22 protein-coding genes and 5 pseudogenes are annotated in these 21,443 nt (G+C 66.8%); 18 read left to right on the top strand and 9 right to left on the bottom strand.

Annotation, left to right across the window (positions count from 1 at the left end):
* Nucleotides 1–60: 60 nt before the first annotated feature.
* Together ACIRC0_RS35095 and ACIRC0_RS35090 are read right to left on the bottom strand one after the other, a co-directional pair.
* A pseudogene (locus tag ACIRC0_RS35095) lies at nt 61–402 on the bottom strand (dihydrofolate reductase family protein); the annotation flags it as partial.
* Between the two features lie 299 nt (nt 403–701).
* Nucleotides 702–1,226: a hypothetical protein gene (locus tag ACIRC0_RS35090; protein ID WP_403624710.1), complete on the bottom strand. Its 525-nt coding sequence runs from the start codon at nt 1,224–1,226 to the stop codon at nt 702–704.
* A gap of 154 nt (nt 1,227–1,380) precedes the next feature.
* Between ACIRC0_RS35090 and ACIRC0_RS35085 the strand changes: the two are divergent.
* Nucleotides 1,381–1,885: pseudogene (locus ACIRC0_RS35085) on the top strand (hypothetical protein).
* On the opposite strand, the gene ACIRC0_RS35080 reads toward ACIRC0_RS35085, so the two are convergent.
* A complete protein-coding gene (locus ACIRC0_RS35080) occupies nt 1,827–2,633 on the bottom strand; it encodes an IS5 family transposase (RefSeq protein ID WP_403624707.1) in 807 nt (268 codons plus the stop codon). The pseudogene ACIRC0_RS35085 and the gene ACIRC0_RS35080 overlap by 59 nt on opposite strands.
* Nucleotides 2,634–3,022: 389 nt before the next feature.
* Between ACIRC0_RS35080 and ACIRC0_RS35075 the strand changes: the two genes are divergently transcribed.
* The gene (locus tag ACIRC0_RS35075) at nt 3,023–3,994 is read left to right on the top strand and encodes a WD40 repeat domain-containing protein (protein ID WP_403624704.1); all 972 of its coding nucleotides are present in this window, start codon (nt 3,023–3,025) and stop codon (nt 3,992–3,994) included.
* 187 nt (nt 3,995–4,181) lie between these two features.
* On the opposite strand, the gene ACIRC0_RS35070 is transcribed toward ACIRC0_RS35075, so the two are convergent.
* A complete protein-coding gene (locus tag ACIRC0_RS35070; protein ID WP_403624701.1) occupies nt 4,182–4,373 on the bottom strand; it encodes a hypothetical protein in 192 nt (63 codons plus the stop codon).
* Between the two features lie 482 nt (nt 4,374–4,855).
* On the opposite strand from ACIRC0_RS35070, the gene ACIRC0_RS35065 reads away from it, so the two are divergent.
* The gene (locus ACIRC0_RS35065; protein ID WP_403624698.1) at nt 4,856–5,704 is read left to right on the top strand and encodes an IS5 family transposase; all 849 of its coding nucleotides are present in this window, start codon (nt 4,856–4,858) and stop codon (nt 5,702–5,704) included.
* Nucleotides 5,701–6,135: a hypothetical protein gene (locus tag ACIRC0_RS35060; protein WP_403624695.1), complete on the top strand. Its 435-nt coding sequence runs from the start codon at nt 5,701–5,703 to the stop codon at nt 6,133–6,135. The genes ACIRC0_RS35065 and ACIRC0_RS35060 overlap by 4 nt, the downstream gene beginning before the upstream one ends.
* Before the next feature lie 72 nt (nt 6,136–6,207).
* Here ACIRC0_RS35060 and ACIRC0_RS35055 read toward each other — a convergent pair whose 3' ends face one another.
* A complete protein-coding gene (locus ACIRC0_RS35055) occupies nt 6,208–6,630 on the bottom strand; it encodes a hypothetical protein (protein WP_403624693.1) in 423 nt (140 codons plus the stop codon).
* A gap of 287 nt (nt 6,631–6,917) precedes the next feature.
* On the opposite strand from ACIRC0_RS35055, the gene ACIRC0_RS35050 reads away from it, so the two are divergent.
* The 3 genes from ACIRC0_RS35050 to ACIRC0_RS35040 all read left to right on the top strand — a co-directional run bounded on the left by ACIRC0_RS35050 (nt 6,918) and on the right by ACIRC0_RS35040 (nt 9,625).
* On the top strand, nt 6,918–7,838 hold the full coding sequence (locus tag ACIRC0_RS35050; RefSeq protein WP_403624692.1) for an NADP-dependent oxidoreductase: 921 nt from the start codon (nt 6,918–6,920) through the stop codon (nt 7,836–7,838).
* Nucleotides 7,839–7,862: 24 nt separating this feature from the next.
* Nucleotides 7,863–8,336 (top strand): cupin domain-containing protein, encoded by a 474-nt coding sequence (locus ACIRC0_RS35045; RefSeq protein WP_403624887.1) that lies wholly within the window; start codon nt 7,863–7,865, stop codon nt 8,334–8,336.
* 191 nt (nt 8,337–8,527) lie between these two features.
* The gene (locus ACIRC0_RS35040) at nt 8,528–9,625 is read left to right on the top strand and encodes an SDR family oxidoreductase (protein ID WP_403624690.1); all 1,098 of its coding nucleotides are present in this window, start codon (nt 8,528–8,530) and stop codon (nt 9,623–9,625) included.
* 270 nt (nt 9,626–9,895) lie between these two features.
* Here the strand turns inward: ACIRC0_RS35040 and ACIRC0_RS35035 are convergent.
* Nucleotides 9,896–10,132, bottom strand: a pseudogene (locus ACIRC0_RS35035) (hypothetical protein); the annotation flags it as partial.
* Between the two features lie 252 nt (nt 10,133–10,384).
* Between ACIRC0_RS35035 and ACIRC0_RS35030 the strand changes: the two are divergent.
* The 5 genes and pseudogenes from ACIRC0_RS35030 to ACIRC0_RS35010 form a co-directional block, all read left to right on the top strand.
* Nucleotides 10,385–10,602 (top strand): annotated as a pseudogene (locus tag ACIRC0_RS35030) (NADP-dependent oxidoreductase); the annotation flags it as partial.
* A gap of 137 nt (nt 10,603–10,739) precedes the next feature.
* A complete protein-coding gene (locus ACIRC0_RS35025; protein WP_403624687.1) occupies nt 10,740–10,982 on the top strand; it encodes a hypothetical protein in 243 nt (80 codons plus the stop codon).
* A 9-nt stretch (nt 10,983–10,991) separates the two neighbouring features.
* Nucleotides 10,992–11,626 (top strand): annotated as a pseudogene (locus ACIRC0_RS35020) (transposase).
* Nucleotides 11,623–12,015 carry a hypothetical protein gene (locus tag ACIRC0_RS35015; protein ID WP_403624684.1) on the top strand — a complete coding sequence of 131 codons (393 nt, stop codon included), beginning with the start codon at nt 11,623–11,625 and terminating at the stop codon, nt 12,013–12,015. Before ACIRC0_RS35020 ends, ACIRC0_RS35015 begins: the two are co-directional and overlap by 4 nt.
* A gap of 460 nt (nt 12,016–12,475) precedes the next feature.
* Entirely contained in the window at nt 12,476–13,276 is an 801-nt protein-coding gene (locus tag ACIRC0_RS35010; protein ID WP_403624681.1) for an SDR family NAD(P)-dependent oxidoreductase, read from the top strand.
* Nucleotides 13,277–13,317: 41 nt separating this feature from the next.
* Here ACIRC0_RS35010 and ACIRC0_RS35005 read toward each other — a convergent pair whose 3' ends face one another.
* Nucleotides 13,318–13,956 (bottom strand): TetR/AcrR family transcriptional regulator, encoded by a 639-nt coding sequence (locus ACIRC0_RS35005; RefSeq protein WP_403624678.1) that lies wholly within the window; start codon nt 13,954–13,956, stop codon nt 13,318–13,320.
* Between the two features lie 269 nt (nt 13,957–14,225).
* Between ACIRC0_RS35005 and ACIRC0_RS35000 the strand changes: the two genes are divergently transcribed.
* On the top strand, nt 14,226–14,666 hold the full coding sequence (locus ACIRC0_RS35000) for a VOC family protein (protein WP_263234338.1): 441 nt from the start codon (nt 14,226–14,228) through the stop codon (nt 14,664–14,666).
* On the opposite strand, the gene ACIRC0_RS34995 is transcribed toward ACIRC0_RS35000, so the two are convergent.
* Nucleotides 14,663–15,910 (bottom strand): IS256 family transposase, encoded by a 1,248-nt coding sequence (locus tag ACIRC0_RS34995; protein ID WP_403624884.1) that lies wholly within the window; start codon nt 15,908–15,910, stop codon nt 14,663–14,665. The two genes, ACIRC0_RS35000 and ACIRC0_RS34995, sit on opposite strands and share 4 nt — an antisense overlap.
* Nucleotides 15,911–16,034: 124 nt before the next feature.
* Between ACIRC0_RS34995 and ACIRC0_RS34990 the strand changes: the two genes are divergently transcribed.
* Together ACIRC0_RS34990 and ACIRC0_RS34985 are read left to right on the top strand one after the other, a co-directional pair.
* Entirely contained in the window at nt 16,035–16,310 is a 276-nt protein-coding gene (locus ACIRC0_RS34990; RefSeq protein WP_403624675.1) for a hypothetical protein, read from the top strand.
* Between the two features lie 14 nt (nt 16,311–16,324).
* A complete protein-coding gene (locus ACIRC0_RS34985) occupies nt 16,325–16,678 on the top strand; it encodes a hypothetical protein (protein ID WP_403624672.1) in 354 nt (117 codons plus the stop codon).
* A gap of 182 nt (nt 16,679–16,860) precedes the next feature.
* Here the strand turns inward: ACIRC0_RS34985 and ACIRC0_RS34980 are convergent, their stop codons facing one another.
* On the bottom strand, nt 16,861–17,511 hold the full coding sequence (locus ACIRC0_RS34980; protein ID WP_403624669.1) for a hypothetical protein: 651 nt from the start codon (nt 17,509–17,511) through the stop codon (nt 16,861–16,863).
* Nucleotides 17,512–17,778: 267 nt separating this feature from the next.
* Here ACIRC0_RS34980 and mobF point away from each other — a divergent pair, with 267 nt between their 5' ends.
* The 3 genes from mobF (at nt 17,779) to ACIRC0_RS34965 (ending at nt 21,348) form a co-directional block, all read left to right on the top strand.
* Nucleotides 17,779–19,740 (top strand): MobF family relaxase, encoded by a 1,962-nt coding sequence (mobF, locus tag ACIRC0_RS34975; protein ID WP_403624666.1) that lies wholly within the window; start codon nt 17,779–17,781, stop codon nt 19,738–19,740.
* A gap of 412 nt (nt 19,741–20,152) precedes the next feature.
* Complete coding sequence (locus ACIRC0_RS34970) at nt 20,153–20,701, top strand: hypothetical protein (RefSeq protein ID WP_403624663.1); 549 nt, start codon at nt 20,153–20,155, stop codon at nt 20,699–20,701.
* Nucleotides 20,702–20,943: 242 nt separating this feature from the next.
* Entirely contained in the window at nt 20,944–21,348 is a 405-nt protein-coding gene (locus tag ACIRC0_RS34965; protein ID WP_403624660.1) for a hypothetical protein, read from the top strand.
* Nucleotides 21,349–21,443 lie beyond the last annotated feature (95 nt).

Raw genomic sequence — 21,443 nt, 5'->3', positions numbered from 1 at the left:
CCGCTCCTCCGGCACCCCGAACCGACGACAGCAGGCTCACTGACAGGACTCGTCACCGCATCAACTTTGGCGCATCCGTCCGAGGTGGCGCACATCCACACTTGTACGCCGACACAATTGGTGTGTCACGCCGCTCGGGCTGGGCACGACCTCCAAGGGGAACCGGTCGAGCAGCTCATCGGGAGACTCCCAGAGCCGTAGTCCGGACCCGAGTTTTACCGGCGAGACCACCACATGCATGGTGTCGACGAGGCCGGCATCGAGGAACTGCCGGATGGTGGTGACACCGCCGCCGAGTCGGACGTCCTTGCCCTGCGCTGCTTCGCGCGCCTGTTCGAGGGCCGTGGCCGGGTCGCCTTCGACGAAGTGGAAGGTGGTGTCGGAGAGCGTGAACGACGGACGCATCACTGCCCATCCCACCGTTCCGACCGCCAACCCGGCGAGCCTTCGCCGGATCGTCCCGTCGTCTCGTGGCTCGAAGACGACGTCCAGCACCACCCTCCGGCCTAAACGTCGACGTCGTAACCGTCAACAACCGCCGAGCACCAGAAGCACGCGGTACCGAGCGTCACAGATCAGCAGATCTGACACAGCTTCTGAGCTTGTGCCATCGAACTTGAGCGGCCTTGGACCGGTAACTGAGCCGTGAACCGGCCAACGGGACAGTCGGACGCCGGCACCCGACCATGACTCGAGGCTCCCTACCCACGCGGCGGGAACTGCGCCTGCGCGATCGGGCTGACCAACAACATCGCGATGGCGCCAAGCATTTCGGACCCGACGTTGTTGAAGTGATCGTCCAGGTTCTGCTCGCGGTACAAGCCCACGAAGGGGCCGACTGCTTGCGCGGCAAGACCTGGGCGCAGATCCTCATACCAGTGCTTGGTCTGTAGGTAGAGAGCTCGAGAGCGGACCAGCAGTTCTTCGTCCACCTTGTTGTCGCGGACGGCCTGCATGGCGGTGGTGATGGAGTCGATCCGGTAGAGCAGCATCTCCAGGGTCCATGGCATGCTCGCGGGGCCCACGGCACGAGCCAGGCCGCTGGTCGCGAAGACGCACGGTGGCTCGAACACCGCGCGCGCCGCGTCCTCCAGCTCGTTCCGGAGCTCCCGGGAGGTGCCGCCCTGGTAGCTGACTTCCGCGAAGAGACGGACGAACCGGTTGCGGGCGGTGTCGGTGGCGGCGGGGTGGTCGATCTGCTCGAGCGTGGCCCGCGCCGCATGCAAGCACACCTCTTTGCGGCGCAGCCCATCGCCTTAGAGGTCGTTCTCTTTCCGAACCCCGTGTGCGGATTCCGCTGGTCAGACATGGCATTGGGGCGGTCACGGAAGCATCGACTCGTTGCTGATCGAGTCGCCGTGGGGGTGTCGGATGCCGTCAATGCGGGCGGTTTTGGAAGCTCGGCGGAAGGCCGCGATGGTGCGGGTGGAGGAACTCGAAGCCGAACTGGATCGGGCGGGCGGACTTGACGGACGCCGAAGAGATCCTCAGACGCCGGGTGATTGGGCTCGAGCAGTATCTGGAGGCACTGGCCGAGGAGGAAGCACCTGCCGTGGCGGTCGGCGGTCCGTCGCAGAGGAAGCCGGTAGGCCCGCGCCGTGCGGTGCCGCATCGGGAGAACGCGGCCGGGGTCGAAGACCTGTCGGTGGACTACCAGGCGGTGATGGCCGCTGCGGCGGAGGCCGGAGACGATGGGCTGGGCGCCCGGCGGGCGGCCGTGGTGCTCGGCTGGGACAGCGCCTCCGCCTCGCGGGTCGAGGGTGCGAGAGCACGGTTGAAGAGGCTGGTGGAACGGGGCTGGCTGGTGGAGACGAAGCCCGGAAGGTTCACCCTGCCGACAGGGCAGCAGGCCGGTGAGGTCGTGCGGCCAGGCGGCGGTTCATGAGTGCGATCATCGACCATCGAATGACGGCTTCGCTCGTGTCGGTGCGTCGCTCGTAGTCCCGGACCAAGCGCCGGCTGCGCAGGAGCCAGGCGAAGGATCTTTCGACGACCCAGCGGCGGGGCAGGACCTGAAAGCCGCCGTCTTCGTCGCTGCGGCGGACGATGTCGAGGACGACTCCGAGGTGCTGGGCAGTCCAGTCGGTGAGGTGCCCGGTGTATCCGCCGTCGGCCCAGATGCGGGCAAGTCGCCGGAAGTGATTCTTTGCTGCGGGCAAAAGGGTGCGGGCGGCGTCCCGGTCGGTCGTGCAGGCCGGTGTGACCAGCACGGCCAGAAGCAGTCCGAGGGTGTCGGTGAGCAGGTGGCGCTTGCGGCCGTTGATCTTCTTTCCGGCGTCGTATCCCCGTGAAGCGAGGGGGACGGTGGCGTCCGCCTTCACCGACTGCGAGTCCACGACCGCCGCACTCGGCTCGTCATTGCGGCCCTCAGCCAGGCGGACGGCCTCGCGCAACCGCTCGTGCAGCTCGGTCACCAGCCCCGCGTCCCGCCAGCGGGCGAAGAAGGCATACACCCGCGGCCAGGGCGGGAAGTCGGACGGCATCGCCCGCCATTTGATGCCGTTGTCGACGAGGTAGCGAACGGCGTCGATCATCTGCCGGTGGCAGTAGCCCTCCGGCCGCCCGCCCCGGCCCGCCAGCCATCCGGGAACCGGCAGCAGATCCCGCACCAGTGCCCACTCGGCATCGCTCATGTCCGAGCCGTACCGAGGCCGGCGATCCGGCCGGTCTGCGGCGTTCCCGAACCGATGGGCGAGACAGTCACACCCAGGAGTGGACACACTGGACCCGGTAACCGCGATCACGCGACATTTCGACAACAGGGCCTCTTGCTTCTCGCTGGACTCGACAACCGCGAGCTACCAAGAGGCCCTTCCTCTATGCCCCGCCAGCAGCCAAGTCACCCGATCCAGCACCCCGTTCGAAGCCGATCGACCACGCAAGCGGATAGAGAACGGCCAATTAGGGCGACTGCAGTCGTGGGCGGTCTACATTGCAGACCGCCCACGATTGTCTCGTATCCTCAATCCTGATGTGGGCGATCGCATCGCTACCAGAGTTACCATGAAGGGCGGAACACGATATGTCGCATATCGTGCGCAACGAATCTGAAATGCGCATCATGGGAGCGCACGAGGGGATTGTCTGGCCAGTATTGCTTACTCAGCTTCCGGGGGATGCGAGTGAAACTCTGCTGATTTCTGGGGCCGCTGATCCAGAGTATCGACTGCGCGCGTGGAATATTGTCACCGGCCAACTGCGGTGGGAACTTCCGAGGGGATCTCTGGCTGACGGATGCTTCGGCCTCGTGGCAGCTCAGTCCACCGCCGGCGTGGGCATTCTGGCCGCTGGAACGGAAGCGGGTGTCGCGAGATGGGATGTACGCACCGGGTTGCCTCTTCAAGCGCCATCGAACGAAATTCCCAGGTCGATCTGGGGCGTCGATGCCTACGTTTCAGGTAACGGGCGAGCTCTGCTGGTTGGGGCTGGAAACGATCATCTGGTGTATCGGTGGGATGCCGCAACTGGGGCAGAAGTGGGAAGACCGCTCGAAGGCCACTACGGCAGCGTGAAGTGTGTTGCTGTGCACGCTGCTCACGGTCACAGTCCAGTGGTTTTCTCCGGAGGCGATGACGGATACATCCGGCGATGGGACGGTACGACCGGGGACTATCTCGGCGGCTGGGAGGTCTCGGCTGCGGAGGTGGCAGATATAAAGGTTACTGCAACCGATGGTGGGGGCGTGATCGTTTCGTGCGCAGACATCGAGGGGGTGATTTATCGATTTGATGCAGTATCAGGAAAAACCATCGGGGATCCTCTTGAAGTGGAAGGGGAGAGAGTCTCCTCCTTGTGTGCCGCCAAATTCGAAGGACGACCGCATTTTATTGTTGCCTACGATAGTGGTGTCGTGCGCCAATGGGACGTTGCTGCAGGGGCTCTTGTTGACGAATCACCTATCGGAATTTCGGTGGCCACTCTCCAGGACTCCTCCGGACGGACACTCGTCGGATACGGGACAATGGACGGAGATATTGCAATTCGACTCCTTTAACCTCGATCCTTAATACTCCAGCAGCACTTTGACGTTTTCCCTGTTCAGGGGCGGTTTGGGTGAGTGTAGTGGGCTGCTGGACGGCCCGTGTTCTCTTTCCCGGGCCGCCCCTCGATCGTGTGCAGCCGCCGCTGGTAGTGACAGCGGCGGGCGACGGCTTGGCGTCGTCTGCGCCAGTGTGACCATCTCAGCGCGCGTGCGCTGATGAGGGGCTGGTGGGCACGTGCGAGTGAGTGGCCAGTTGCCAGGAGCAGCCGAACTTCTGCCACGGTGAGGGCCGCGAGGCAGGAACCGTTTCTGTTGCCCCTTTTGCCGCGGCGTCGGCGGCAATGACGGCCAGGAAGGCGTGCGCCAGTATGGCCAGGGTGATGTGCCGCATCCAGCCGGTATAGCGGCGACTTCGTACTGGTCGAGGCCGCACTCGTTCTTCGCGGCCTGGAAGGCTTCCTCGATGGCCCAGCGCATCCCGGCGACGCATACCAGGTGCCCGACCGTGCTGCCGAGCGGCGCGTAGGCGAGGTAGTAGGCGATCTGGTCGGGCTTGTTGATGCTGCGGCGTGCCAGTGCCCACCGCTGGTGGGTGGGCATTTCGCCGTCGAAGTCCTCGATAGGCGTGATCTGCAGGGTGGCCCAGTGGTAGAGGCGTGGGCCCTTTGCGCCGTCACCACACGAACGTTGCTCCCAGGCTTCGTTGGGTGCCTGGGAGAAGAGGTGATCGATGCGTCCGAAGCACGGCACCTGCTGGGACTTGGGGACTGAGAGGGCGGTTCGTGAGTCTTTGAGCGGTTCTGCCGTCACCTGATGGTGTGGGTGGGGGTGGAGTCTGCTGGTCCAGGGCCGATGGTCTGTTGGGGTGGCGGGGTGAGCGAACGTAAGCCGTACCCGAGCGACTTATCGGATGAGCAGTGGGCTTTGATCGAGCCGGTGATCACCATGTGGAAGGACCGGCACCGCTCGGTGAGCGGCCACCAGGGAGCCTACGAGATGCGGGAGATCGTGAACTCGATCCTCTACCAGGGCCGGACCGGCTGCCAGTGGGCCTACCTGCCGCACGACCTGCCACCGAAGAGCGCGACGTACTACTACTTTGCCGCCTGGCGCGACGACGGGACCGACCAGGTCATCCACGAGCTCCTGCGCTGCCAGGTCCGTGAGAAGGCCCGCCGATTAGAGGACCCGTCCCTGGTGATGCTGGACACGCAGAGTGTCCACGTGGCCGCCGGGGTCCCCGCCTCCACGACCGGCCGGGATCCGGCGAAACGGGTGCCGGGCCGCAAGCGGAGATTGGCCGTCGACGTGCTCGGCCTGGTCATCGCCGTCGCCGTCCTCGCCGCGAGCACCCACGACAACGCCGCGGGCATCATGCTGCTGGACCAGGTCGGCGAGAGCGCCGGCGGAACCGTCCGCAAGGCCCTGGTCGACCAGGGCTTCAAGAATCAGGTCGTCGCCCACGGCACCCGCCTGGACATCGACGTCGAAATCGTCGAACGCAACCCGCAGGGCAAAGGGTTCGTCCCGCAGCCGAAGCGGTGGAGGGTCGAGCGGACCTACGGGATCTTGATACTGCACCGGCGCCTTGTCCGTGATTACGAGCACCGCCCATCCTCCTCCGCCTCTCGCGTCTACTGGGCGATGACCCACGTCATGGTCCGCCGCCTCACCGGTGCGAATACCCTCACCTGGCGCGACCCGCAGGCGGTGACCGGGTGAACGTCCAGCCCCTGCTCGACGCGCTCGGCCTCCAGGAGGATGCCGCCCGGGCCTTGGCCGACGACCTCCGCGCCCAGGTCGATGGACTGCAGGGCCGGCTGGGGGAAGCCGAGATCCACCTCGAACACCTGGCGATCACCCGGAAGACCGTCACGGCCCTCGCCGACCGGATCTCCGTCCAGGCCGACTCACCGGACCTGCCCGAGCACCCCGACTACCCCCGCATCCTCGCCGTCTTCAACGAGGCCACCGGCCCCCTCCGGGCCCGTGACGTCTGCGAAGCCCTCGACCACGCACTGCTGCCGAAGAACATCGAAGGCACCCGCGCCAAGCTGAAACGCCTGGTCAAGCTCGACATCATCACCAAGGACGAGGCTGGCAGCTTCGCCAGGAAGCAGAATCCGAACGAGCGCCGTGGCCAGCGGTCCTGACGTCGTCTCACCCGTGAACGAGACGCGCCACGAACGACCTCCTGATAGGTCAGATAAGGCAGCTGTCGAGCGTTATTGCGCACCGCTTGATGGCGATCGAAAGCGGGCCACGATCTGGTGGGCGTACTGATCCTCAGGGCCGAGGTCCTGGACCGCTCGATGGGCATCCTGGACCTGATTTGTCTCGCACAGCAGCCGAACAAGAACGTATAGAGCGTCGCGGTCACCATCCTTCGCGCGGCCGCGCAGCGCCGCCTCCATCCCCTGCTCGCGAAGCGATCTGTTGAGCCTCCGACGTGCATGGACATCCGTGAGAGCGAGTTCCGTAAGTTCCGAGAACCGCCCCGCACGGGCGAGCAAATTCATGTGCCACAGATGGTTGTCGTGCATGTAGTAATCGGTGGAGTAGCACTCGGCGTGGGCGCTTACAAGGGCGATGGCCGCAGCCCAATCCCGGAGCTGTTCCGCTGCCCGGGCCCGCTCGAACCACTCCACAGGACGAGTATCGCGTAACGCTGTCTCCTACAACATGGCGGGAGTGGTCGCGGTCGGCCCAAGCGCCTACCACCCCGCCGCCAAATGCTGTCAAAACGCCCTCTGAGCTGTCACACCCGCAGGGGCCACCTCGTCTCCCTGATGAGAACGCACAACGGGCGACGAAGGAAGACGCGCGAGCAGGTGAGATCGATCATGCGGCACGGCATACATCCACCTGCAGCCGCTATGAGCCCTGCGCGCGAGTGCGCTGTGCGCTCGGGTCGCCCCTCCCTGTAAGGATCTGTATGCAAGCCATCACTGTCCGAGACCGTGACGCTGGTCTTGCCGGAATGTCCCTGACGGACATGCCCTACCCCCACGTGGCCGAGAACGACGTCATCGTGCGGGTGCACGCAGCCGGCTTCACCCCTGGCGAGCTGGACTGGCCCGCCACGTGGACCGATCGCGCCGGTCGCGACCGGACGCCGAGCGTGCCCGGGCACGAGCTGTCCGGTGTCGTCGTGGAGCTGGGGTACGGCACCACCGGCCTGAGTGTCGGACAGCGGGTGTTCGGCCTGGCCGACTGGGCCCGTGACGGCACTCTCGCCGAGTACGTCGCGGTGGAGGCCCGCAACCTCGCCCCGCTGCCGGCGGACATCGACCACACCGTGGCCGCCGCGCTGCCCATCTCCGGGCTGACCGCCTGGCAGGGCCTGTTCGACCACGGCCGCCTCACCACGGGCCAGACCGTCCTGATCCATGGTGCTGCGGGCGGCGTCGGCTCGATCGCGGTGCAGCTCGCCCGCGAGGTCGGCGCCCGCGTCATCGGCACGGGCCGGGCCTCCGACCGGGACAGGGCACTCGCCCTCGGTGTGGACACCTTCGTCGACCTGCAGACCGAGAAGCTGGAGGACGCCGGCGAGGCCGACGTCGTGTTCGACGTGATCGGCGGTGACATCCTCGACCGCTCGGCCGCCCTGGTCCGGGCCGGCGGCACGCTGGTCAGCATCGTCATGCCGCCCAAGGTCCAGCCCAAGGACGGGCGGGCGGTCTTCTTCGTCGTCGAACCCGACCGCGCCCGGCTCGCCGATCTCGCCACGCGGCTGGGGGACGGCCGGCTCAAGCCGTTCGTCGGTGCTGTGCGGCCCCTCGCCGAGGCAGCCGTCGCGTTCGCCCCCGGCCAGCGCACCCCGGGCAAGACGATCATCCGTGTCACGGAAGACTGAATCAGGAGACTCATTGTGATCGGAATGCGAATCGCCACCGGCTTCCTGGCCGTCGCCACGCTGACGGCGGCCACGGCCTGCTCGACCTCGGACCAGCCCACCCACGCCACGGGCACGACCGCGGCCATGGCATCGCCTGCGGCCATGGCATCGACACGCCCCACCGAAACCCTCAGGCCGCTGCTCCAGCAGGCCCTTCCGAATGTGAAGGGCAAGACGTTCACCTCGGCGATCGTGGACTTCCCGCCCAACGCAAGCGCGCTGCCGCACCGGCACGGCCAGGCGTTCGTCTACGCCTACGTCCTCGAAGGCACCGTGCGCAGCCAGCTCGCCGGCCAGCCCGCGACTACCTACCACCAGGGCGAGAACTGGGGCGAGCAGCCGGGCGCCCACCATGTCCTCACCGAGAACACCAGCCGGACCAAACCCGCCAAGCTCCTGGTCGTCTTCGTCTCCAACACCGGAGCCAAGCTCAAGATCGACGATCCGAAGTCGTAGCCCCCGGGGCATGCGCGGGGCGGCATCACCCTGTACCACCCCGCCATAGCACGCCCACTCTCCACCAACGTGCCCAAAGCGCGGCTCATACCACACGAAGGAATCATAGGAACCATGACCGACCCCCAGCGCGTCAACATCGGCGAGCAGCCCGGGCCGCCTACAAGACCCTCATCGCCCTGTCCTCGGAGGTGGGAGAGACCACCACCGCCGCGGGCCTCGACCCGCTCCTGGTCAAGCTGCTGAGGATCCGCACCTCCCAGATCAACGGCTGCGTCTTCTGCCTGCGCAAGCACACCGGGGACGCCCTCAAGAAGGGCGAAAACCCCGACCGGATCGCCGGGCAAGCGGCGGTCGGTCCGAGAGGCGCTGCTGCGGTCTCGGCATCCGCTCCGGCGGCCTGCCGCAGTACCTGCAGTGGTTCTGAAGTGATCAACCACTGTAGACGCCTTGGCAGAGATCTACGTCCTCGTACCCGGCAGCGGCCACAGACGCCAGTCAAACAGCAAGTGAAAGACTCCCTGATGGAATACCAGTACACTCGCCCCCTTCATAACCGCGTCGTCATCGTCACCGGAGCCGGTACCGGGATCGGCCGGGCAACGGCGGTCGCGATGGCCGAGGCGGGGGCGCACGTCCTCGGTGTCGGCCGACGCCAGGTGGCCCTGGACGAGACTGCCGCCATGCACCCAGGCATCGCGACTCTCGCTACTGACATTCGCTTGGAGCATGCTCCTGAGCTGATCATCAGTACGGCGATCGACCGATGGAAGCAGCTTGACGTGGTGGTGAACAACGCTGGCGCGACTGCACGTGTCTCGTTCGACGAGGTGACACGCTCGCGCATCACCGACCTGTTCGACCTCAACGTCATTGCCCCTACCATGCTCGCCCAGGCAGCGTTGCCTCACCTGCGCCGCAGCAAGGGCTCGATCATCAACGTCTCCAGCACCTACGGCCATCGCCCCCACCCGGGCGGTGCCCACTACGGGGCGACCAAGGCCGCCCTGGAACAGCTGACGCGTACCTGGGCGGTCGAGTTGGCCAAGGACGGGATCAGAGTGAATGCCATTGCTCCCGGTCCGACCGAGAGCGAGGCTCTGTCCGTCAGCGGGCTCACGGAGGAGGAAGTGATGGCGGTCAAGAAAGAGCAGGCATCCCGGATTCCTCTGGGAAGGAGGGGACAACCGAAGGAAGTAGCGACCTGGCTCGTCCGCTTCGCAGATCCCACCGCGACGTGGCTGACGGGCCAGATTCTCACGATCGACGGAGGCCTCGAACTCATATGAATACGCTCTTTCGGTGGTCCACCGGGCATCAGGCCTCAACAGATATGGGATAGCTGCGGCGATCTCGTCCGCCTCGCCCGTGAGTGACAGCGTGTGTGCTGGTACGGCCCAGACGGTCGTGTGGCTGACCAGGTTGCCCTCACCGTCCCAGGACCACTCCGCACAGGTGCCGTCGGGCAGTTCCCACCAGGCGGGCTCGCCCTCGACCGTCCAGCCCTGCCGAAGAGTCCCGCCCAGGGCATCGGTGGCCTCGGTGATGCGGCCGAAGGCGTCCCGTACGAAGATCACACGGACACCGTCCGGTGCCGTGATGGAAACCGGCAGACCGACGGATTTCGCCCCGGTCCCCGTGGCTCCTCCTGCAGCGTCGCGCATAGCCGACACATGACCGTATTCGTCAGTTTCGTACTCGGTGCGGAAGCCGTCGGGTTCGGTGACAGCGGTCAGATTGCCACGCGCGTCGTACTCGTAGCGACGCGTACGACCGCCGCGCTCGGTGACGGCCACGGGCAGGCCGAATTCATTGAACGTCGCAGTGGTCCGGACACCGTCGGCGGCTATGAGCCCGACGCGGTTGCCGTCGTCGTCGCGCTCGAGACGGGTGATGTTGCCCAGCGCGTCGGTGTGCTCCAGAAGCGGTCGCGGGCGTCGAACACGAAGCGTGCGGTGTGCCCCAGGGGGTCGGTCTCGGCGGCAACCTGCAGACGGGAGTTGATGTGGAAGACCCCCTGAGCACCGGTGGAGTCGGTGTAGCGGGTGATCCTGATGCCGCCCAAGGTCCAGCCCAAGGACGGGCGTGCAATCTTCTTCGTCGTCGAACCCGACCGCGCCCGGCTCGCCGATCTCGCCACGCGGCTGAGGGACGGCCGGCTCAAGGCGCTCGTCGGCGCTGTGCGTCCGCTCGCCGAAGCACCCTCCGCCTTCGCCCCCGGCAAGCGCACCCCGGGCAAGACGATCACCGCGTCACGGAAGACTGACCCAGGAGACCCATCGTGATCGGAATGCGAATCGCCGCCGGCCTCCTGGTTGTCGCCACGCTGACTGCGGCCACGGCCTGCTCGACCCACGCACGCCAAGTGCGCGGCGCAGGCCACCTGAACGAATCGAAGGAATCATGACCGACCCCCAGCGCGTCAACATCGGCAAGCAGCACCCGGCCGCCTACAAGACCCTCATCGCTCTGTCGTCACAGGTGGAAGAGGCCACCACCGCAGCGGGCCTCGACCCGCTCCTGGTCGAACTGCTGAGGATCCGCACCTCTCAGTGGGCGGTTCGTGAGTCTTTGAGTTGGTCTGTTGTCGCCTGTTGGTGTGGTGGCGGGGCGGAATCTGCCGGTCCGCGGTTGGTGCTCTGGTGATGTGACCGGGTGAGTGAACGCAAGGCGTATCCGAGCGACTTAACGGACGAGCAGTGGTCGTTGATCGAGCCGGTGATCACCGCATGGAAGGACCGGCACCGCTCGGTCAGCGGCCACCAGGGCGCCTACGACATGCGGGAGATCGTGAACGCGATCCTCTACCAGGGGCGGACCGGCTGCCAGTGGGCGGCCAAGCGGGTGCCCGGCCACAAGCGCGGTCTGGCCGTGGACGTGCTCGGCCTGGTCATCGCGGTCGTCGTCCTCGCCGGGAACACCCACGACAACGCCGCCGGCATCATCCTGCTGGACCAGGTCGCCGAGCACGCGGCGGAAGCGTCCGCAAAGCCCTGGTCGACCAGGGTTTCAGGAACAAGGTCGTCTCGCATGGCGCCGGCCTCGGCATCGACGTCGAGATCGTCCAACGCAACCCGCAGGACAAGGGCTTCGTACCGCAGCCGAAGTGGTGGAGGGTCGAGCAGACCTACGGGGTTCTGATAGTGCACCGGCGCCTGGCCCGCGACTACGAGCACCGCCCCTCCTCCTCCGCCTCCCGTGTCTACTGGGCGATGACCCACGTCATGACCCGACGCCTCACCGGCGCGAGCGCCCCCACCTGGCGCGACACGCAGGCGGTGACAGCATGAACATCCAGCCCCTGATCGACGCCCTGGACCTCCAGGAAGACGCCGCCCGGGCCCTGGCCGACGACCTCCGCGCACAGATCGACGACCTGCAGACCCGGCTGCGGGAGGCCGAGACGCACCTGGAGCACCTCGCGATCACCCGCAAGACCGTCACCAGTCTCGCCGACCGGCTACCCGCCACCACGCCGGACCTGCCAGAACACCCGGACTACCCCCGCATCCTCGCAGCCTTCAACCACGCGACCGGGCCGCTACGGGCCAAGGACGTCTGCGAAGCCCTCGGCCACGAACTGCTGCCGAAGAACGTCGAAGGCACCCGCGCCAAGCTGAAACGCCTGGTCAAGATCCTCACCGAGGCCGACACCGGCAACTTCACCCGGAAGCAATAGTCACCGCCACGGGCAGCACCCCTGACACAACCCTCACCCGGAAACGGACATCACCTCACGGACCGTCCTCTCAGATGCCGTCCGGCAGGACGACCTGCCCACCATCCACACCCTCGCCGCAGGGCATCGACCGCGTCCTGGAGGCCGTCATCGCCGGTCTGACCTTGCCCTGGAACTCGTGTGTGGTCGCGGGCCACGTCAACCGGATCAAGATGCTGAAGTGCCAGATGTTAGGCCGGGCCGGCTTCCGACTCCTCCGGAAAAGCGCGTCCTGCTGTCGTGACGCAGAGTCGTCGCCCCCACAGTTGTCGAGTCAGAACTCGGGTCTGGAGGCGATCACAGCGGTGCCCGGGCTTTCCCCCTCCACAAGAAGTCTACAGCTGTATACTTACGTGAGAGTTACTTCGTATGACCGCAGAGTGCGGGTGTGCGAAGCGGGCCCATGAGAGGGAAATACGAGATGAACCTCAACCTGACCGGTAAGCGCGCGCTCGTCACAGGTTCGAGTGCGGGGCTCGGCGAGGCCACCGCGAAGCTGCTGGCGGCAGAGGGTGCCGCGATCGTGGTCCACGGACGGGACAAGGACCGCACGGAGAAGGTCGCGCGGGAGATCCGCGAGGCCGGCGGGACGGCCGACACGGTCGTCGGTGACCTTGCCGACGACCGTGCCGCCGCCGACGTCGCCCGCGTCGCCACGGCGGACGGCCCCGTCGACATCCTGGTCAACAATGCCGGCTTCTACCGGCACCTGTCCTGGGCCGAGGCCACCCCCGAGGAGTGGCGCGACACCTACAACGTCAACGTGGTCTCAGGCGTCCGCATGATCCAGCACCTGGTCCCCGCCATGCGCGAACGCGGCTGGGGCCGTGTCGTCACCATCGGCGGCGGACTCGCCTCCCAGCCGATGAATACCCACCCCCAGTACAACGCCACCCTGGCCGCCCGGCACAACCTCGCCGTCTCCCTCGCCCGCGAACTCAAGGGCACCGGCGTCACATCCAACATCGTCTCCCCCGGAGCGATCCTCGTCCAAGCCACCAAGGACCTGGTCACCGACATCGGGCCCGCCCGCGGTTGGGGCCGGACCTGGGGTGAGATCCAGCCAAACGCCGTCCAGGCCCTCATCCCCAACGACCAGGAACGCTTCGGCGAACCCGAGGAGATCGCCGCAGCCGTCGCCTACCTCTGCAGCAACCACGCCCAGTACATCAGCGGAGCCACCATCCGCGTCGACGGCGGACTCATCCGCTCCGCCTTCTGAGGCACACCCACCCCGCCGTCCCGCGTGCCGTCGACGGACGGCTACCCGTCGGTGACGGGCAGACCGGTTCCAGGCACCGACCCGCCACCCGCCCCGCGGATGACCGGTTCGAGCATGTCGGCGACGAGCGCGGCGAGGCGGCCGTCGTCGGCCGAGACGAGCGCGGTGGTACCGACGACACTGCGCAGCAGCCACGTTCCGGCGACCAGCGCGAGGGCGAGTTGCGCACGGACGTCGGCGTCCTCTGCGTCCTCGGCGTCCGGTCCTTCGAGCAACCTCGCCAGACGGGCGCCCACATGGGTTTCCACGCCCTGCCGGACGATGTCCACCGCCTCCGGATCCGGTGCCGAACGCAGCAGCAGGAGAAACGGGTCGAGCCGCTCGGCGCCGGGGGCGGTGCGTTCGGCGAGCGTGTGGGCGATGGTGCCCGCCAAACCGGCGCGTTCACCACCGACGACGGTCGGCGGTGCGAAGGCGCGATCGACGGCCTGCGCGAACAGGCCTTCCTTCGAGCCGAAGTAGCGGTTGATCATCATCGCCGTCACACCCGCCCGCTCGGCGATCTGACGCACCCCGGCCCCGGTGTATCCGTGCTCGGTGAACTCCACGACCGCTGCAGCCAGAATCGCCTCGCGTGTCGCGGCGCCATCGCGCCTGCGCGCAGGACGTTCAGTGCTCATGGGCAGGAGCATACGCGGCGCCGACGCACGGATTCCGGGACGGCGGAGCCGCGATGGGCCCGCCGGACGAGGAAGATCGCTCGCAAGGCGAGGCGCCCCGCCGACGTAACTCACAGTGGCCGCACCACAGAAGTTGAGACAGAACCCGAACTCACGAACAAAGCCATCCAGAACTCAGCCCGTTTACGGGTGTCGAGAACGGGTCACCGGCTCCGTCCTCGGTATACCGGTGGCCTCAAAGTGCCGCGCAACGCAGAGGGAGAACCGTCATGACGCTTCAGCGGATGGACAACGTCGGCATCGTTGTCGACGACCTGGACGCCGCCGTCGCCTTCTTCACCGAACTGGGCATGGAGGTCGAAGGCAAGGCGCAGATCGAGGGCCTCTTCGCGGATCAGGCCGTCGGACTCGACGGAGTCCGCAGCGACATCGCGATGATGCGGACCCCGGACGGCCACGGCAAACTGGAGCTCGCGCAGTACCACACCCCCGCGGCGATCGGCGACGGATCGCACAACCCGCCGCCGAACACGCTGGGCCTGCACCGGGTCATGTTCGCCGTCGACGACATCGACGACACCATCGCCCGCCTACGCCCCCATGGCGCCGAACTGATCGGCGAGGTAGCGCAGTACAAGGACATCTACCGCCTCTGCTACCTCCGCGGCCCCTCAGGCATCATCCTCGCTCTGGCCGAACAGATCGGCTAAGGGTCTGTCCAATCAACGGCTGATCTTGGTTGTTGAGGGTCAGTGGCTGTGGGGGTGAGTCGGCCTTCGAAGGCGATCTGGAACGCGTTCAGCGGTGCCTTCCAGCGCATCGTCCAGCGGCGTCGTCCCTTGCCGGTCGGGTCCAGGCTCATCAGCGCCATATAGACGCACTTCAACGCGGCGGCTTCCGAGGGGAAGTGACCGCGGGCCCGGACGGCCTTGCGGATGCGGGCGTTCACGCTCTCGATCGCATTCATCGAGCAGATGACCTTGCGGATCTCGACGTCGAAGGAGAGGAAGGGCACCATCTCGGCCCAGGCGTCGGACCACAGCTTGATCACGGCCGGATACTTGGTGCCCCACTTCTCGGAGAACTCCAGGAACCGCTCGGTCGCGGCGGCCTCGCTCGGTGCGGTGTAGACGGGCTTGAGATCCTTGGCGACCTTGTCCCAGTCCTGACGTGCGCAGTAGCGGATGCTGTTGCGAATCAAGTGAACGATGCACGTCTGGACGACAGTTCGGGGCCAGACCGTCTCGACCGCGTCGGGCAGTCCCTTCAGCCCGTCACAGACGAGCATGAGGACATCCTCGACGCCGCGGTTCTTCAGCTCGGTGAGGACCTGGAGCCAGTGCTTGGCGCCCTCGCCGCCGTCACCGGCCCAGATCCCGAGGATGTCGCGGGTGCCCTCGACGGTGACGGCCATGGCCACGTAGATAGGGCGGTTGGCGACCTTGCCATCGCGAATCTTCACGTTGATGGCGTCCACGAAGACGACGGGGTAGACGCGATCGAGCGGGCGGGCCTGCCATTCGGCCATGCCCTCCATCACCTTGTCCGTGATCGTGGTGATGGTCTGCTTGGACACCTCCGCTCCGTACACCTCGGCGAGATGAGCCGATATCTCACCGTGGGTGAGGCCCTTCGCGGACAGCGAGAGCACCATCTCATCCACACCGGTCAGACGGCGCTGCCGCTTGCGGACGATCTGCGGCTCGAAGGTGCCGGCGGTGTCGCGGGGCACCTTCACCTCGACCGGGCCGACGTCGGTCAGCACGGTCTTCGACCGGGTGCCGTTCCGGCTGTTACCACTGTTCCGGCCGGCCGCGTCGTGCTTGTCATAGCCGACGTGATCGGTGATCTCGCCCTCCAGGGCGGACTCCAGCACCCGCTTCGTCAGCTGCTGCAGCAGCCCGCCCTCCCCAGTCAGCTGCAGCCCGTCGGAGCGGGCACGGTCGACCAGCATCGCGATCAACTGCTCGTCCGACACCGCCTCCGCGGCCGACTCGACGACCGCCGCCTCCGCGGCCTCGTGCTCGATGATGGTCTCGCTCATCAGGCGTCTCCTTGATCATCGGATCCGCCGTCTATTGGACACTCCCAGTCCGGAGATCATCATCAAACTCACCCCGGATGAGGCGCTGGTCCTGTCGGACTGGCTGGAGCAGGTGCAGATGACAGACCTCAGTTGTTTCGTCGACGATGCGGCGGTCTGGGCACCCCTCCACCGCATTGCCGGAACGCTCGACAAGTCGCTGCCGGAGATCTTTGCGGCGGACTACGCCGAACGTCTGGAGGCGGCCCGCAGCAGGCTTCGTCCAGACCTGGACGACAGCGCCAGTGACGAGGAGGGTGCGGACGCATGAAGCCCCTCTCGGGGATGACTGAACGCGAGTACTTCGCCAGCGTCGGCCGACGTCCCGGCATGTTCGTCGGCAAGACCTCCTTCCACATGCTGACCGCGTTCCTGACCGGTTATGACCAGCATGCTCTCCGGCACGGTGGGCCCGGGCTCACCGGCTGGCACGACTGGCTCGTCGCCCGTCGCGGACGCGACTGCAACCACGCCTGGCCCGGCCAGGTCCTCCACATAGCCCTCCCGAACGGCTGGGACGACTTCTGGGATCTTCCGCCTGAGGACGAACAGCACGCGATCAAGGTCCTTTTCGAGCTCCTCGACGAGTTCGCTGCCGAGCGCGAAGCAGCGCAGGACTGCAGACCTCAGATTGAGTGAGACGCCGCGCCGCACCGCGTCTCACTCAACACGATTCATCGCTGGTCACAGCCCCGACGTGGTTCACCTTCACTGAGACGGGACAGGAAGGTTCCCGCCGCGATCTGCACCGCACTCGGCAATCTGCCTGCCGATGAAGTGCCATGTGGGTTCGGTCTGGCCCTCTGCAACCGGCCTGCCCATCAGCCTGCCAGCAGATCAAGTGCTTCCTGGCTCACGTAGCGATCGGGATCGGGAGACTGCAGGTGTCGGCACAGCAGTTCAGGATCCAGTCCCTGCTCTTGGAGGTACCCAGCAAGTGCGCCAACCAGCAAAAAGTTGTAGGCGAGAGCGTCGGTGAGGGCGTAGAGCACCAGACGGTGCCAATCCTTCGGCTGTTCAACGTGTTGATGTGCCGCGTGGACGGCATCGTCCAGATGACGCCGACCCCAGTGAACGAAGTCCTGGACGACGGCGATCAGCTCCGCGGGAACAAGCGTCGTGCTTGCTCCGCTACATGGCTGCCTTGCCGCGCTGCGAGCTCGAGGAGTGGGCGGCAGGGCGTTACGGATGTCCTGCAGTGCTGCCCGACGGTTCGTGCCCGTGAGGTCTTCTTGACGACGAGCTGCGTTTTTGCGCGCGTGAGAGGCATCGCTGATCCTTATGCGCGATCCCATGACTTCGCGTGGACTGTGGTTGGCCACAGTCCCTCTGCTGCGATTACAGCGGAGGCGCCTGGTGCGCAGGTCGGGGACGAACGAGTCCAGGACGACGCGGCGGAAGCGCCGGCGCTGGGCGGCGGTGAGGTGCTGGAGCTCGGCGGTGAAGCGGGGGAGCGTCTCGTACGCGGGCACGGTGTTCTCCCGGGCAGCACGACGAAGCCCCCGGCGAGTGCCGGGGGCTGATGGGTGGTCGTCCGTATAGGCCGGTGTGTGGTGCTCGTTAGGTTCGGTCGGGTGGTTGTCCGGGAGTTGCCGGAGAGCGATGACACTGGCTCGCCGGCTGAAGTCGCTTCCCGCCTGGCGGGCACCTGAGAAAAAGTGCCGGCGCTGCTCCCGCCTGGCGGGACGTAAGCTTGATCGGCCTTTCATCGCAGGTCAGGGCCGTGTGGCGTGGTCTCCATGATGGATATCGCGCTGATCACCGCCGGGCAGATGTACCGCTACTACCTGCGCCAGGTCGTCGTCGGCGACGGCCGGCGTCCGGCCCGCACGCCACTCGCTCAGGCCCAGGAGGAGGCCGGTGTCCCGGCCGGGCGATGGATGGGCCGGGGCCTTGCGGTCCTCGGTCTGGCGGCGGGCGACGTCGTCACCGAGGCGCAGCTGCGGAACCTCTTCGGCGAGGGCCGGCACCCGCACGCCGACCGGATCGAGGCCGACCAGCTCGCCGCTGGGAAGAAGCCCGCGGCCGCACGCCGGGCCGGGGCGCTCGGGCGCCGGGTGAAGGTCACCGGGTTCGATCTGGTCTTCCGCCCGCAGCCGACCCTCACCCTGCTGTGGGCCCTCGGGGATGAGGAGACGCGGCGGGCGATCGAGGCCGCGCACGAGCGTGCCATCGCCGCCGTGCTCTCCTGGATCGAGGATGAGGCCGCAATCATCCGCGTCGGCGCGCAGGGCGTCTACAAAGTCCGTCCGGTGCACGGTCTGGTCGCCGCGCGATTCCGCCACTACGAGGCGCGCTCCGGGATGCCCCTCCTGCATGACCATCTCCTTCTGTCCGTCAAAGCCCAGCGGCCCGACGGCAAGTGGGGCTCGGTGCACTCCCAGGTCCTGTACGAGCACGCCGTGGCCGCCTCCGCGCTTTACAACGAAGTCGTGATGGCGGAGGCATGCGAGGCGCTGGGGCTGGCCTCCGAACCGCGCATCGTCACCGTCGGCCGCCGGCCGGTCATGGACGTCGCCGGGGTGCCGCACGAACTGATCCGCTGGACATCCCGGCGCAGCGACCAGATCGCCGCCTGCCTTGAGGACCTGGAGCATGAGTACGTCACCGCCGTCGACGACGACGGTGAGCCGCGGTTCCTGCCCGTGGTCTCCGAGCGGGCCCGAGTCAAGCTGAACCGGATCGCCGCGAAGATGACGCGCCCGCCGAAGCAGAAGGCCCGGCCCCTCGCCAAGCTGCGCGAGGAGTGGAAGGAGAGCGCGATCCGCACCTCCGAGGTGGCCGCCGACGTCATCAACTCCCTCCTCGAGTACGCCCGTGCCGCAGCGGCGGCGATCCGGGCCCGGGTCGCCGCCGTGGTCGACGTCGCCCTGGCTGCCGTCGACGTCGTCGCGACGGTGTTCGTGATGAACGGCGGCGGCCGGTTCCACCGCCGGCACCTGCTCGCCGAAGCCCGCCGTCACCTCGCTCTCGTCCTGCGCGGCCGCCGCCGCGACCCGGGCCTGGACGAGACAATCGTGGACACCGCCATCGCCACGCACTGCCTGGACATCAGCGAACCGAAGACGCTGCGCGGCCACATGCCGGCCTACCGCCTTTACACCGCCCGCTGGGCCCTGGCCGAAGCGCCGCCCACCCGCCGCCGACCGGACGCCGAACCCGATCCGGACCACCAGCTCCCGGCCGGCCCCAGTGCCCCGGACGCGCCCCGCCTGCCCCTGGATCCGGGGGAGTGGGACATCCCGCGCGTCCCGCTGCTCTACGACCGCGCGGTCATCGCCTCGACCGTTCTCCGCGCCCGGCTGCACGCGGCGCGCCGCACCGGTCGCGCGCTGTACGACGACGTCGTGGAGCACCAGCAGGCCGCGATGCCCGAGCAGCTCCTCATCCCATTCCCGGACACCGACTCCAAGTCCAGCCGCCCGGAGCCGGGTACCGAGCCCCGGGCGACGCTCGACATGACGGCGCTGCGGGCCCTGAAGAAGTCCCGCACCGACGGGGAAGCCCTCGACCTCACTGCCGAGCGGCTGCGCCACCTCCAGGAAGCCTTCACCGCAGCCGCCGACCGAGCCCGCGCCACCATGGACCGCTACGCCGACCGGGAAGACTCCGACGGAGCGCGCCCGGTGCGCGAGGACGACCAGCAGGCGCACCGCCCGCAGCAGCCGAGACCGCACCGCGGCCGAGAAGCCAGCCACTGAGTGCACCCGATGCCGCGCACTCGATGCCGTGGTGAGCACCGGCGATGCACCGCGCCGTGATCGCAGCATTGCGGCTTATCCAGGGTGCAAGCGGTGGTGCAGATTTCTGCCATGGTTCGCACGTGCCCTGCGGGCTCCGTTTCCATCGTCCAACACATGGGGCACATGGTGTTCCCCGATTCCGCTTGCCTTTCTGCAGGCGTCGTCTCTTCGCCATGTCGGGGCTCAGGCGCTTGCGTCTGCTGCTGCCTGTGGGCATAGAGTGACGGGCCACTCTCGGTCAGTTGGGGAACTGCCAGCCCGTGTCATCCGGGCGGGACGGGAGTGGACGACCAACACACTCAGCACAACGGGGACCACAATTACGCGCGTGCCGCCACGGATTTGTGCCTTCAACATGGGGGAATGACGCATGCGCAAGTGGCTGCCTGCTCTTGCTGTGTCCACAGCTTTCGTCGCTTCGGTTCTGACAGCTCCACAAGCCCTGGCCCAGGACTCGAAGCCCGTTCCCGAGAAGGTGCCCGGCACCAACGTGGAGTTTTCACCGAGCGCGGCGCGTGATCCGCAGACGCGTGCCCTGGCGGGGGCCAACGCCGCAGCGGTACAGGCCGGCGGCTTGTTGTGCGGAAGCGGATACAAGCTGTCATATGTGGATCCTCTTCCGGACTCGCGCCGGTTCGGAACCCTCTTCACGTACTACAAGGAAGTCACGCGGCCAGCAAAGTCGGGAGCATGTGCCGTGTTCGACAACAACCTCGGGGTCAAGAAGCACATGAAGCTGAAGCTGTGCTGGACCACGTGCAAGGTCGATGAAGGCACGTTCCTCGACTACGCGGGCCCGGTCAAGTACGAGAGCAACGATTCGACCTTCCAACCCCGCTGTGCCGTGGTGAACGCCCTGATGTGGGAGGGCGATGTCGCGATCATCGACCGGCAAACCCACGTCGCTGCCTGCGACTGACCATCCCCCGTCCCTTTCCATCTCCGAGGTAGATGTTCATGCCTGTGCGTACGCCGGTGTCCCGTCGGCTCCTCGTCCTGCTCGTCGCTGCTGGAGCAATGACCGCTGCGTGCGGGCATGAACAGGAAAGCCATCGGCCGGGCACCACAACCGCCCAGTCCTCATCGTCGGCTTCCGCCGCGTCGTCCGCTACTGCCAACCCGTCAGATGGCACTCCAGGGGTTGACAGCACAGAGGCGGCTATGCAGAAGGCGGAAAGCGCCCGCCGGCAGGCCGCACCGCCTGGAGTCACTATCACTCCGTCGCCGGCTGGGACCGGCATCGCCAAAGGCAGCGAGCACTTCGGAACGCCGGTCATTCGGCAAGGAGACGTGACTGTTTACGCGGCGCGCCGGGACAAGGGTGGGCTGACGGTCCCTGTAGAGGTGGTCAACAGCGGGCGGAAGCGAGCGTTCTACCGATTCCGCATTCGGATCACGGGGCCGGGCGGTTTCGACGCAACGGCCAGCGCCTCGATGGATGTCGTCGGCCTGTATCCCGGAACTTCGTGGCCCACCGAGCTGACGGTAAGCGACCCCGGTCATACGCCTCCTGCGCATCCGCACATCACCATCGAGAGCGTCGAGCGGAACGAATACAAGGCCTAGTAGGGCTTGGTCAGGTTTGTCTGTGGGTGGCGTGTCTGCTTGCCGGCTGGCGTCGTTGTGGTGGTGTGACACCTGATGAGATGGCCACGGTCCGG

This window comes from Streptomyces sp. NPDC093984 (assembly GCF_044764595.1).
Classification (GTDB): Bacteria; Actinomycetota; Actinomycetes; order Streptomycetales; family Streptomycetaceae; genus Streptomyces; species Streptomyces cynarae.
The sequence above is the reverse complement of the archived record's forward strand: the minus strand, read 5'-3'. Positions and strand labels throughout refer to the sequence as shown.